Genomic DNA, 11,345 nt, shown 5'->3' on the forward strand with positions numbered 1-11,345 from the left:
ATGTCACGCTTTGAGCAGCAATATCATGAATGGATGCAGAACAATCTTATTAATGAAAAGAATCCTCGCAGACTGGAGCTCCTTCATAAAGGACTCGACCATGGAACGGAAGAATTCCTTAGGTCCGTGTGGTTTCCCGCCGTCGGTCATTTTAACCACCTGCTGCCTGAGTGGGAGGTGCGTGATTTCAGTAATGGCTACCGTTATTTGAATCTTGCCTATATGCCTCCTGGCGGAGCAAAGGGCGGGATAGAAATCCAAGGGTATGGCCCTCATGCCAGAGATCTTGATGTAAGGCGCTTTAAGGATTTATGTCGACGCCATTGCTTATTGTTACTAGATGGATGGACATTTCTCCCCATTGCCTATCCTTCAATCGTCGACGAGCCAAAGCAGTGCCAGCAGCTCGTTCTAGCTTTTATCGGAAAATTTATTACATCTGACGTATCTTCCTCATTATCCTGGCTTGAAGCCGAAACCGTTCGGTTTGCTCGCCGCCTTTTGCGTCCAATATGCCCCATGGAACTCAGCAGCCATCTTAGAGTAAGTGACCGACATGCCAGACGTATATTGCATGAACTAGTTGAGCTTCAAATAATAGAAATAGCGAGCGGGCAACTGCGCGCCCGTACCTATAGACTTCGATATGAATTACAAAATAACTAGGAAGCAATATCATCCTAACTTGGCGGACTCAGGAGGCGTTAATTGTTACAATCAACGGTTTATTAGGGTGCCTGCGGACTCAGATGACGTTAATAGATGCAAAATACCTGTATTGATTTGATTATTCAGGCAATAACGGCTTTCCTGTCCGCTTACGCGCCCAAATGAACAAAATCGCTGAAATAGCGCCTCTACAGTCCTCCTCGAACATATTTCAGAGTGACACATTTTATTGAAAGCGGAACATTAACCAAAACAAAAATGGATCTACCCCTTGAGTATATTACGCAGCTGCGCATCGCCGAAGCGAAAATCTGCTTTTGGAAACCTATCTATCCATTCAGGGAATCCCCAAAAAAAGCATACAAAAAGCGTCAGTACAGCAAGTATCTCTACTTGTACCGACGCTTCTTCACTCCAATGCTGCCTCTACACGCTGCACCATCGACTCAATCTAAACAATTCCACAACCTACGTGCCCGCTCGGCAAACAGCAGCGATTCACGCCAGCGGTCGCTCAGCTCAACCGTTGCTCCTTCACCTGTAACGCGGGTCATCGCATAAGGCGGTGGCCCCAGCTCGCAGACGAATGGAAAGCTGTCCCCTGGCTGCGAACGCAGGAGCCAATGCTCCATTCCCTTGCGCCACCAGCGTTCAAAATGCGACAGCATCGTCTTCGCCTCTTCATGCTCCATACCAATCTGAATTTGCTCCCCGTTTGATACGCGGGCATGAATACTGCTCGTATGCACGAGCAGCTGCTGGAGCAGCTCCTCAGCCTCAGGCCGAATACTCCGCATTTCTCCAGCCAGCACATAATGAGAAAAATCGATCGTCAGATCCAGCTGCTCCAAATTTCGCACATAGCGGGCAGTCCGTATTAAATCCTGCGTAATCGTTCCCCGATGAGTCTCGACATAAACCGGAATGCCCGCTTGGCGGGACAGCTCCTTAATTGCTCCAAGCAAGCTCTCGGCTTCTGTTCCTGTTACGAATGGCGTCATAACCTGTGCATTAATGAAAAGAATGCCGCCGAAGCGTACCGCTTTTTCCAAAAAGGCTGCCATATCCGCTGCGCTTGCAGGATACGCATTGACACTCAGCTCAAGCTGATGCTGCGCCAGCTGTTCCTTCCACTCCGCTTCATGCTCCGGCTCTGGAATAAAGCCATTAATACCATCGAATCCAGCGCCCGCTATTCGCTTTATTTTCTCCGCTGTCGAATCGGCAGCAAAATCAGGCACCTGCTCCATGCCCCACCAGGACATATGAACGCTGAGCTTACGGTCAATGCGGGTAATTGGCTTCATATTCAATGCCGCATGGCCCCCCGTCTGGATTGTTCTCAAGTTCTATGACACTGCCGTCTGCACGAAACAGCGGGTGGTAAAAATGGCTAATATGCGTCGCAGATTCATTGGCATAATGGCAGATAAAGGCGCGCCGGAATCGATCCTTCGTTTTGTTGCGGTAAGAGCCATGAATGAGATTGCCGTTAAAAAACAACGTATCTCCCCGCTCCATCCGCGCCGGAACCGGCTTATTGTCTTTCGGTGGCTTGACGAAATGCTTCGTAAACGACTCCGTCACATCCGCCTCCTCCGGACAGGACAGCTCATAATCATGCGTCTTTGGCACAACCAGCATCCCGCCATTTTCCTCATCGGCCGCATCAATGGCAGTCCATGCTGCAATACAATTGCCCGGCTCCACCTTCAAATAAAAATTGTCCTGATGCAGCGCCTGCCCCCGCGAGCCCGGTGGCTTGTAGTAAAACATGCTTTGCGCGGCAATCGGCTCCTCTTCATATAAATCTCTCAGCACATTGAGCACAGGCTCGTGCAGCATGTAACGCTTCGCCGTTTCATTGATACGATGAGGATGCATGACCCGAGGATAACGCTTGAGCGGATCGTTCATCTCCGCGCTCAAATCAGGCTCAAAATAACCGGGAATAACCTGCTGGCTAATCCCTTCAAAGGTCGAATCGATTTCGGCGAGATCTTGCTCGCTGAATAAATTTTTAACGATTACATATCCGTCGCGACGATACTGCTCCATTTGTTCAGCTGTTAAAGTTAGGGCACCAGATGTCATATTTTTTCGCTCCTTTTTCATATAGCGGCACTTTGTCGTGCCTGATATTTAAGATTTAATTTGTGTGGCTTGATAAATCAAGTATAGTGCGAACCCCCTTTGGGAAGGAATGAACAATCATACTGAAAACTACATCAATACTGCTATATAAAAAATAATAGCGTGTAAGAATTCCTTCTTTTTCCGGTTCATACACGCTCAAACAGCTGCTTTTCAGAGCAATAGCCAAGACGACAGTAATAAGGTAAACTAATTGTATTCTGCAAGTCCGTCATGAGAAGGGTGGCGCTGCCATGAAACGAAACGATTTGGACAATCGCCAGGGCAAGGCCTCTGCCGAGCAGTCCGTTATTTTTGCTGGCCATTTTACAGTAAATGATCATTACCATACATTGCGGCCACACGGCAGAAGCGACTGGCTAATGATTTATACGCTGCAGGGTGAAGGCTACGCTCAGAGCGGCGATTCACACAAGCGCTGCTTGCCGGGTGAGCTGACGCTTATTCGGCCAGGCTGCATGCATGAATATGGCACGATGGCGGGCAAAACGTGGCAGTTTGTCTGGGTTCATTTTCCCGATGTAATGGCTGAAACTGGACTACTCCCCAACTCTGATCTGATCTCGCAATCGATTCGTCAGCCCTCAGCAGGCAAACGAATTTATCGGGCTTTTCGACGGATATTGACCGACTCGCTGGCGAGCAGCCTGTATAGTGAATCGTTGTGTGAAAACTCGCTGCGCGAAATTTTGCTGCTGCTTGCCCAGCAGATTAACAGCAAAGCGGATGCCCGCATTGAAGAAGCGATGCATTTGCTCGCCGTTCACATGACTCAGCCGCTTTCTATTGGGGAGCTGGCTCATACGATCGGGCTTTCTCCATCTAGATTATCCCATCTATTCAAGGCTTCAACGGGGTATTCCATCATTGATATGCACAACCGGATGCGTATTCGCCAAGCTGCCCTGCTGCTGGAGCATACGAAACGAAGCGCTTCTGAAATCGCTTTTGACGTAGGTTATCAAAACTATAACCACTTTGCAGTGCAATTTAGCAAGGTTTATGGCCTTTCCCCCCGCTCTTACCGCAGCTGGAAACAAACGGCTGATGGTTTGGCACAACAATAAGTGGAAACAAAACGGACAGAGATGGTAAAATAGGAACAGGGAAGGAGGTCAACTATGACCACGGAAAACGAAGTAAGCGAAGAGGAACAACAAAGCGAGAACCCACAAGAACAAGAAGCGAAACAAATTATTTTGGCGGTATATACTCACACGCTCCAAATGCTTCAAGCCGAGTTTGAAGCCTATCAGGTTGAGGGACAGATTACTAACAATCCCAACTACGGGCCGCTGTTTGCCTACCGCTTGAAAGAGGCGGATAGCGATAAGGAGTATGCTTGCGGCTTCTTTATTAATGAACTGCTTGAGAAGCATAAGGATGCTGAGAGGGCAAGCCAATGGCTCGCTTCCTTCTATATCGATATGATTGACAGCGGTGTCAGCAAGCCGCTTCAGACACCTCCACAGTCCGAAGACGAAGCCAAGAAGCTCATCGATGAATATATCGTGCCGCATTGCGCTAAGTCGGTTCGGGAAGAATTTAGTCCTGAGCAGGTTTATGTAGATTTGGACATGAATGAGCAAATTGGGCCGGTTATAGAAGCCGGATTCCCTGCAATTACGGAAGGCAACAATGTATGTGCGATGCCTTTCGCCTACTTGCTCACGCTTCATTTAATGAATCGCGATCCAGCAGATCCGCTCGTTCATGGCCTGTACAAAATCCGTGCAGAGAACGGTTTGGAATAACAATTGACAATCGGCTCTGCCGACAATTATACTGTACATAAAAATAGTACAGTTCATCGTTCTTTTTTGGCATGGTTTGCCGAATGCTGAACGCATTTGATCTGCAAAGAGGAGTGTCATTTTTGTCTAATTCCGAAAGTTCATTCAGCACGGTTATCCGCGAACGCCGTTCGGTTCGCAAATATGATCCAACTTTTAAAATGACGCAGGAAGAAATTCAAGCTATTATCGCTGATGCGGTTCTTGCGCCGTCCGGAAGCAATCTTCAGCCTTGGCGTTTTCTAGTCATTACCGATCAGGAAACGAAGCAAAAGCTGCTTCCTATTGCTTTTAACCAAGAGCAGGTTGTGACTTCGTCTGCTGTCATTGCCGTTATGGCCGATTTGGAGTTTTATAAACATGCCGAGCGCATTTATGAAAAATCGATTGAAGCTGGTTATATGACCCGCGAAGCAGCAGATAAGCTCAGAACGAATATGACGGGCTTCTACGCGAGTGCTCCTGCTGAACGCCTGCTCTCCTCTGTGCTCGTTGACGGCGGACTTGTGTCGATGCAGCTGATGCTGGCTGCGCGTGCCAAAGGCTTCGATACCGTTCCAATGGCTGGTTACAATGTAGCGCAATTCCGTGAGCTGATGAATGTGCCTGAAAACTATACGAATGTCATGCTGATTGCCCTTGGCAAAGCTTCAGAGGCTGGTCATCCGACTACCCGTCTGGATGTTAATGACGTTACGTTCTGGAATCATTTCTAAACGAACCAACATAAGACCGTTTTCCACTGGAGCTGCCTAGCTATGCCTCCTTTGGAAAATGGTCTTTTTTCAAATGAAACGATTTCCTAATCCGAGAGGAGCTAAATGGAACATGGAATTTACTAAACTTGGACGAACAGGCCTGGAAGTATCCCGGCTTGGGCTTGGCTGCATGACCTATGGGGCTCCTGAACGTGGAACGCATCCATGGTCGCTAGGCGAGGATGCGAGCAGGACTTTTATTAAGCAGGCGCTTGAGCTCGGTTTTAATTTTTTTGATACGGCAAACGTTTATTCTGATGGGACAAGCGAAGAAATCGTCGGCCGGGCGTTAAAAGATTTCGCGAGCCGCGACGACGTCGTCATCGCAACCAAGGTTCACGGCCGCATGCGCCCCGGCGCTAATGGTGCAGGCCTCTCGCGTAAAGCGATTATGGCGGAGGTTGATCACAGCTTGCAGCGGCTCGGCACTGACTACATTGATTTGTATCAAATTCATCGCTTTGACAATGGTACGCCGATTGAAGAAACGATGGAAGCGCTCCACGACGTTGTAAAAGCCGGAAAAGCCCGCTATATCGGTGCGTCCTCCATGTATGCCTGGCAGTTTATGAAAATGCAGCAGGCTGCGGAGCGGAACGGCTGGACCCGCTTCGTCTCGATGCAAAACTATGTAAACCTGCTTTACCGCGAAGAAGAACGGGAGATGCTGCCCCTCTGCAAAGCGGACGGCATCGGTGTCATTCCTTGGAGTCCGCTTGCCCGCGGCCGCCTGACCCGGGATTGGGAGCAAGAAAGCGAACGCTCAAAGACAGATGAGTTCGGTAAAACCTTATATGCCCAAATGGCGGAAGCCGATCGGAAAATTGCCCTTAAAGTAGCTGATATCGCTGAAAAACGTGAAATCCCTAGAGCGCAGGTCGCGCTTGCCTGGGTGCTGCAAAAAGACTCGATTACCGCGCCAATCGTCGGTGCAACGAAGCCCCATCATTTGACGGATGCTGTAGCCGCCTTGGATGTTAAACTAACAGCCGAGGAAATCGCCGCTTTGGAGGAGCCTTACGTTCCCCATCCCGTTATGGGCGGTCTAAGCTAACGTCTGTTTAGAGCATGGTCTTAGCTGCTCCATACTTTTTATAGCCCGAGTCACCTTCTATGCAAAAATAGCCCAGCAAATGCCGCCTGATACGGGCAGTATGGCACTCTAACATGCCATCTTGCTCCGCATCAGGCGGCATTTCTGAGCTACAGGGATAAGAGCTGCAAGCCGATAACCGATAATCTCTAGCGAAATATCGTCACCGTAGCTCTCGATCCATGATGAAGCTGCTTGCATTAAGCCAGTGCCTCCTTGACGAACTCGGACAATAACTTTTGTTCTTTATTAGAAAGATTCTGGATCATATTTACGAACTCCGATACCAGCTCCGTAATCTCTTTGCCTAGCTCCTCTTGAACGGTTTGGATGACCGTACCTAGAACCGTTCCAACAAATACGAGCAGCCCGGAATGGTCATTCGGCGTTTTATTAACAAGCAGGTAAATGACACTCTCCGACTTGCCTCCAAGCTTCTTCAAATAGGCTAGCAGCAGCCCAATGATGTAGCCGCAAAATTCAATATGGGTCGCTTTGCTAGGAATGCCATCCAATATTTTTCTAAGCAGCTCATTGATGTTCATATGGTTCTTGCCACTGAGCAATTGCTTAATCGAACTTGCAGTTGCCTCCCAGTCTCCAGGATTAACCAAGTCAGAACGCTCCTGGCGAAAAAGCTCCGCCGCCTTGACTGTTGGCGCAAACACAACCTGTGACCTTCCTGTTTCTTTATCATTAACCTCGTAGCTGCGCGATACAAAACCCAGCTTCTCTATTTCCTTCAGCATGTCATAGGCTGTCCATTTGCTTACGCCTAAAGCTTTCGCTAACGTCTCATAATGTATCGGTAATGAAGTGCGTTGATACAATTCCATCAGCTGGTCCAGAAATTGTAATCGGCGTTTCGTAAGCCCCATAAATCCACCCCTATTTTCAGCCAGCAGCTGTTTGCATCATGTCTGTCTAGCTTTGGCTGGTTTGCGGCTTAATGTTAACATCCCCTCATAGTTCCGTCAACAAGCGTTCCAAGGCAACAGCTTGCCGTTATTCGGGTCATCCTGTTGTCAGAAACGCCCAGAGCGGATAATCGCATAGATCAGCCAAATAAACATAGCCAAGGTAACACCAAAGCCAATTTCTATAACAGGCAGTCCCCAAAACAGCGTTTGGGAGTGGTTTAAGGCAGCACCCACAATTAAGCCAACCATCACTAAACTAAGCGCAAGCAAGACAATACTGAATGACAGCTGGTTGCTGATCCGATCCATTTTTTTCATGAGCGTGTCAAGCTGAGGTGATTCCACTTCCATCCGCAGTTTACCCTTCCGTACGACGAGAGAAAGCTGCTTCAAAGTGACCGGAATGTCGCTGATCAGCTTGAAATAATCTGGTGCTTCTTCGAGCAGCCCTCTCCATATCTCCCTTGGGTCCAACTGCTCTACAAATAGCTTTTTACCGAATGGCTCAGCAATATCAAAAATTTTAATTTCCGGATCGAGCGCAACCGCCACCCCTTCCATCGTAAGCAAGGATTTGCCGAGCAGCGTTAATTCCGATGGAATCTGAATATGATGTCGGTTGGCAACCATAAATAAATCTCCAATAGCTGTTCCAAGGCTTATCTGATTGAGCGGCACCTGATAATACTTCTCCCTCATTTCATCCACATCAGCATATAATTTGCTCTGATCCACCTCATCCGGAATAACTCCCATATACGAAATGGCTCGAATGACACCCTTAGAGCTTTGATTGCGCAGGGCGATTACAAGCGATGCAAAATGCTTTTTCGTACCGGGAGATAACCGCCCTACCATTCCAAAATCAATTAGCGCCAGTCGGCCGTCAGGAAGCGCCATGACATTGCCGGGATGCGGATCCCCATGGAAGAAGCCATCAACTAGAACCTGATGAAAAATCGCCGTTGCCAGCCGCTCCGCAAGCTGTTTATTGTCTAGTCCCATTCGTTTAAGCTGCTGCCTGTCAGAAAGCTTCACTCCGTTTACATAGTCTGTCGTCATTACACGCTTCGTACTATATTCCCAATGTACCGAAGGTACAAAAATATACGGCAGCTTCTTACTATAGGCAATAAATTTCTCTGCACTATGCGCTTCCATTGTATAGTCCATTTCCTGACGGAACGCTTTGCTCAGTTCCTCAACAATCTCAATTAGACGATAGTGCTGGGCAAACTCAAAAGCCCCTTCACCCAATTTAGCCACATCCGCTAATATATTCAAATCCGTTTCAACCAGCTTTTGAATGCCAGGACGCTGAACCTTAACGACAACCTCTGCTCCATCCCGCAGCGTAGCCCGATGAACTTGGCCAATGGAGGCCGCTGCAATCGGTGTAATGGAAAAGTTCAGAAATAAATTTTCAATCGTATCACCAAGCTCTGCTTCAATAATTTGAGTTACTTCCTCATATGGGAATGGAGGCACATGGTCCTGCAAACGTTCTAATTCAACCAAAATATTTGCCGGAATTAAATCTGGACGCGTGCTTGCAATTTGTCCCAGTTTAACAAAGGTTGGACCTAATTCCTCCAGCAATGTCCGAATGCGTTCGCCGACGCTTCTAGTTTGAATCTCTTCTTGCTCCGGTTTGCGTATAAACCTCAATCTATCCCTGGCTCCGATACCATCTGATACATATCCCAGCCCGTTTCGTGCTATCGCAGTAACAATTGTTCGATAACGCTGTAACTGCCTAATCCGTTTTCCGTGCTGCAATCGTGTAGCCCCCTGTCAATCCGCGCTTTGCTCTTTCTGCTCAAGTGCATCCAGCCGTTTTTCAAGTCGCTCGATATCCTCGCGGGTAGCTATTTTCCCTTCACTTAAAATAGCTCTTACTCGTTCCTGCGCCATGGCTTCAATCTGCTCACGCAGCTCTTCCCCTTTTTGAACAAGTGTATCGGTTAAGGTTTTGGATTCTTCTTTACTAACCTGCCCTTTCTGCACCAATTCATCAATCGTTTTTTCCACCTGCTCCTTGCCGGTAACAGCGATCCCCATTGCCAGTGACATAGCTTTGCTTATTGTATCTTTCATCTTCAAACAGCTCCTTTGCTTTTATAGGTTATAAAATACACAAAAAACCAAAAAACTATACAAATTAATAGGCAACCTGCTTCACTAGCCTAAATGTTTTGACCACTTATAGTGAAAACATTGCCAAACAAGTTTTTTGGCTTTTTGTGTCTACAGATTACCACTAAAATAATAAACCGTCAAATGGTTAACAAATCAAACTGTTTCCTTCTAATTTCAAAACGAAAAACGCTGATCACATTATATGTGATCAGCGTTTCAACAACTTGCTTATATGCCGGCGAGAGGACTCGAACCTCCACGGTTTCCCTCACGATTTTGAGTCGCGCGCGTCTGCCATTCCGCCACGCCGGCGCTTTAAAGAATAATGGCGTGCCCTAAGAGATTCGAACTCCTGGCCTTTTGATTCGTAGTCAAACGCTCTATCCAGCTGAGCTAAGGGCACATACTATGAAATTGTGGAGGCGCCACCCAGACTCGAACTGGGGGTAGAGCTTTTGCAGAGCTCTGCCTTACCACTTGGCTATGGCGCCATAAAGATGGAGCGGACGACGAGATTCGAACTCGCGACCCTCGCCTTGGCAAGGCGATGCTCTACCACTGAGCCACGTCCGCAAAAGAATGGCTGGGGATTCAGGGATCGAACCTGAGAATGACGGAGTCAAAGTCCGTTGCCTTACCGCTTGGCTAATCCCCAACAATTAAGTATTTTTTTAATTTGAACAATAATGGGGCGATCGAGGGGAATTGAACCCCCGAATGTCGGATCCACAAACCGATGCGTTAACCACTTCGCCACGACCGCCATATTATATTGTTCTGTTTTGATTGGCAGGGGCAGCAGGAATTGAACCCACACCAACGGTTTTGGAGACCGTTGTTCTACCCTTAAACTATGCCCCTAAAAACTGGTGGAGGATGATGGATTCGAACCACCGAACCCGAAGGAACAGATTTACAGTCTGCCGCGTTTAGCCACTTCGCTAATCCTCCATAAGTGGTGCCGTCGAGAGGACTTGAACCCCCAACCTACTGATTACAAGTCAGTTGCTCTACCAGTTGAGCTACAACGGCATGGTACATTCTTTCATTTAACTATCATCTTAATGGTGGCTCGGGACGGAATCGAACCGCCGACACGAGGATTTTCAGTCCTCTGCTCTACCGACTGAGCTACCGAGCCAGATGTTTTAAATGGCGGAGCTGACGAGATTCGAACTCGCGGTCTCCTGCGTGACAGGCAGGCATGTTAGGCCTCTACACCACAGCTCCACATCATATTCTCGGATCATTCCGAAGGTAAAGTTTGGTTGCGGGGGCAGGATTTGAACCTGCGGCCTTCGGGTTATGAGCCCGACGAGCTACCGGGCTGCTCCACCCCGCGTCATCGTAAAAGCAATATGGTGGAGGCTGAGGGGATCGAACCCCCGACCCTCTGCTTGTAAGGCAGATGCTCTCCCAGCTGAGCTAAGCCTCCATGTTGTTTAAGCGACTTTTATATCATAACACTTTTTCAATCGTTTTGCAAGTGCTTTTTAAAAGTTTTTTTGGTGACCCGTAGGGGACTCGAACCCCTGTTACCTCCGTGAAAGGGAGGTGTCTTAACCACTTGACCAACGGGCCATCTTAAAATTCAACCAGCATACTTTAAGTAAGTATGGCAGAGAGGAAGGGATTCGAACCCTCGAGACCCGGTTAGAGCCTACACGATTTCCAATCGTGCTCCTTCGACCACTCGGACACCTCTCTATAATGGCTCCCCGAACAGGACTCGAACCTGTGACAACTCGATTAACAGTCGAGTGCTCTACCAACTGAGCTATCAGGGAATATAAAGCGTAACATACAAGGTATTGCTACC

The 11,345-nt window shown here is 48.0% G+C and carries 11 protein-coding genes and 16 tRNA genes; 5 read left to right on the plus strand and 22 right to left on the minus strand.

The features are described 5' to 3' along the window. Positions 1-666, plus strand: a complete 666-nt coding sequence (locus ACSR9A_RS27400; protein ID WP_473761234.1) for a transcriptional regulator — start codon at positions 1-3, stop codon at positions 664-666. A gap of 449 nt (positions 667-1,115) precedes the next feature. Here the strand turns inward: ACSR9A_RS27400 and ACSR9A_RS27405 are convergent, their stop codons facing one another. After that, a complete protein-coding gene (locus ACSR9A_RS27405; protein WP_473761274.1) occupies positions 1,116-1,976 on the minus strand; it encodes a sugar phosphate isomerase/epimerase family protein in 861 nt (286 codons plus the stop codon). Next, positions 1,954-2,763, minus strand: coding sequence for a phytanoyl-CoA dioxygenase family protein (locus ACSR9A_RS27410; RefSeq protein WP_473761236.1), 810 nt, complete (start codon positions 2,761-2,763; stop codon positions 1,954-1,956). The genes ACSR9A_RS27405 and ACSR9A_RS27410 overlap by 23 nt, the downstream gene beginning before the upstream one ends. A gap of 293 nt (positions 2,764-3,056) precedes the next feature. Between ACSR9A_RS27410 and ACSR9A_RS27415 the strand changes: the two genes are divergently transcribed. From ACSR9A_RS27415 to ACSR9A_RS27430, 4 genes are all read left to right on the plus strand, one after another. Then, positions 3,057-3,890, plus strand: a complete 834-nt coding sequence (locus ACSR9A_RS27415; protein ID WP_473761238.1) for a helix-turn-helix domain-containing protein — start codon at positions 3,057-3,059, stop codon at positions 3,888-3,890. Between the two features lie 54 nt (positions 3,891-3,944). Next, on the plus strand, positions 3,945-4,577 hold the full coding sequence (locus ACSR9A_RS27420; protein ID WP_341279263.1) for a hypothetical protein: 633 nt from the start codon (positions 3,945-3,947) through the stop codon (positions 4,575-4,577). Positions 4,578-4,660: 83 nt separating this feature from the next. Next, positions 4,661-5,332 carry a nitroreductase family protein gene (locus tag ACSR9A_RS27425; protein ID WP_473761240.1) on the plus strand — a complete coding sequence of 224 codons (672 nt, stop codon included), beginning with the start codon at positions 4,661-4,663 and terminating at the stop codon, positions 5,330-5,332. Between the two features lie 112 nt (positions 5,333-5,444). Next, on the plus strand, positions 5,445-6,428 hold the full coding sequence (locus ACSR9A_RS27430; protein ID WP_473761242.1) for an aldo/keto reductase: 984 nt from the start codon (positions 5,445-5,447) through the stop codon (positions 6,426-6,428). Between the two features lie 108 nt (positions 6,429-6,536). Here the strand turns inward: ACSR9A_RS27430 and ACSR9A_RS27435 are convergent, their stop codons facing one another. The 20 genes from ACSR9A_RS27435 to ACSR9A_RS27530 form a co-directional block, all read right to left on the minus strand. Continuing rightward, entirely contained in the window at positions 6,537-6,668 is a 132-nt protein-coding gene (locus tag ACSR9A_RS27435) for a hypothetical protein (protein ID WP_473761244.1), read from the minus strand. Continuing rightward, complete coding sequence (locus ACSR9A_RS27440; RefSeq protein ID WP_473761246.1) at positions 6,668-7,345, minus strand: LexA family transcriptional regulator; 678 nt, start codon at positions 7,343-7,345, stop codon at positions 6,668-6,670. The genes ACSR9A_RS27435 and ACSR9A_RS27440 overlap by 1 nt, the downstream gene beginning before the upstream one ends. 147 nt (positions 7,346-7,492) lie before the next feature. Next, entirely contained in the window at positions 7,493-9,166 is a 1,674-nt protein-coding gene (locus ACSR9A_RS27445; protein WP_473761247.1) for an ABC1 kinase family protein, read from the minus strand. Positions 9,167-9,181: 15 nt separating this feature from the next. After that, positions 9,182-9,484, minus strand: a complete 303-nt coding sequence (locus tag ACSR9A_RS27450) for a phasin family protein (RefSeq protein WP_473761248.1) — start codon at positions 9,482-9,484, stop codon at positions 9,182-9,184. Between the two features lie 275 nt (positions 9,485-9,759). Next, positions 9,760-9,838: transfer RNA gene (locus ACSR9A_RS27455), tRNA-Leu, on the minus strand. A 14-nt stretch (positions 9,839-9,852) separates the two neighbouring features. Continuing rightward, positions 9,853-9,929, minus strand: a tRNA-Arg gene (locus ACSR9A_RS27460). Between the two features lie 14 nt (positions 9,930-9,943). Beyond that, a tRNA-Cys gene (locus ACSR9A_RS27465) sits at positions 9,944-10,017 on the minus strand. A 7-nt stretch (positions 10,018-10,024) separates the two neighbouring features. Beyond that, positions 10,025-10,099: transfer RNA gene (locus ACSR9A_RS27470), tRNA-Gly, on the minus strand. Positions 10,100-10,106: 7 nt separating this feature from the next. Further along, positions 10,107-10,181: transfer RNA gene (locus tag ACSR9A_RS27475), tRNA-Gln, on the minus strand. A 32-nt stretch (positions 10,182-10,213) separates the two neighbouring features. Next, a tRNA-His gene (locus ACSR9A_RS27480) sits at positions 10,214-10,289 on the minus strand. A gap of 24 nt (positions 10,290-10,313) precedes the next feature. Then, positions 10,314-10,387: transfer RNA gene (locus ACSR9A_RS27485), tRNA-Trp, on the minus strand. Between the two features lie 6 nt (positions 10,388-10,393). Beyond that, positions 10,394-10,477: transfer RNA gene (locus ACSR9A_RS27490), tRNA-Tyr, on the minus strand. A 5-nt stretch (positions 10,478-10,482) separates the two neighbouring features. Further along, positions 10,483-10,558 (minus strand) — tRNA-Thr (locus tag ACSR9A_RS27495). 33 nt (positions 10,559-10,591) lie between these two features. Next, positions 10,592-10,667 (minus strand) — tRNA-Phe (locus ACSR9A_RS27500). Positions 10,668-10,679: 12 nt separating this feature from the next. Continuing rightward, a tRNA-Asp gene (locus ACSR9A_RS27505) sits at positions 10,680-10,756 on the minus strand. A 35-nt stretch (positions 10,757-10,791) separates the two neighbouring features. Beyond that, positions 10,792-10,868: transfer RNA gene (locus ACSR9A_RS27510), tRNA-Met, on the minus strand. A 17-nt stretch (positions 10,869-10,885) separates the two neighbouring features. Further along, positions 10,886-10,961 (minus strand) — tRNA-Val (locus ACSR9A_RS27515). A 71-nt stretch (positions 10,962-11,032) separates the two neighbouring features. Next, a tRNA-Glu gene (locus ACSR9A_RS27520) sits at positions 11,033-11,107 on the minus strand. Positions 11,108-11,142: 35 nt separating this feature from the next. Continuing rightward, positions 11,143-11,233: transfer RNA gene (locus ACSR9A_RS27525), tRNA-Ser, on the minus strand. A 4-nt stretch (positions 11,234-11,237) separates the two neighbouring features. Continuing rightward, a tRNA-Asn gene (locus ACSR9A_RS27530) sits at positions 11,238-11,313 on the minus strand. Positions 11,314-11,345: the final 32 nt, after the last annotated feature.

Source organism: Paenibacillus sp. R-74696, from assembly GCF_055814915.1.

Bases quoted from the DNA above. Each gene is read 5' to 3' on its own strand.
- ACSR9A_RS27440 (WP_473761246.1), bottom strand. From the start codon at position 7,345: ATGGGGCTTACGAAACGCCGATTACAATTTCTGGACCAGCTGATGGAA.
- ACSR9A_RS27405 (WP_473761274.1), bottom strand. From the start codon at position 1,976: ATGAAGCCAATTACCCGCATTGACCGTAAGCTCAGCGTTCATATGTCC.
- ACSR9A_RS27400 (WP_473761234.1), top strand. From the start codon at position 1: ATGTCACGCTTTGAGCAGCAATATCATGAATGGATGCAGAACAATCTT.
- ACSR9A_RS27420 (WP_341279263.1), top strand. From the start codon at position 3,945: ATGACCACGGAAAACGAAGTAAGCGAAGAGGAACAACAAAGCGAGAAC.
- ACSR9A_RS27435 (WP_473761244.1), bottom strand. From the start codon at position 6,668: ATGCAAGCAGCTTCATCATGGATCGAGAGCTACGGTGACGATATTTCG.
- ACSR9A_RS27450 (WP_473761248.1), bottom strand. From the start codon at position 9,484: ATGAAAGATACAATAAGCAAAGCTATGTCACTGGCAATGGGGATCGCT.
- ACSR9A_RS27430 (WP_473761242.1), top strand. From the start codon at position 5,445: ATGGAATTTACTAAACTTGGACGAACAGGCCTGGAAGTATCCCGGCTT.
- ACSR9A_RS27410 (WP_473761236.1), bottom strand. From the start codon at position 2,763: ATGACATCTGGTGCCCTAACTTTAACAGCTGAACAAATGGAGCAGTAT.
- ACSR9A_RS27425 (WP_473761240.1), top strand. From the start codon at position 4,661: ATGCTGAACGCATTTGATCTGCAAAGAGGAGTGTCATTTTTGTCTAAT.
- ACSR9A_RS27415 (WP_473761238.1), top strand. From the start codon at position 3,057: ATGAAACGAAACGATTTGGACAATCGCCAGGGCAAGGCCTCTGCCGAG.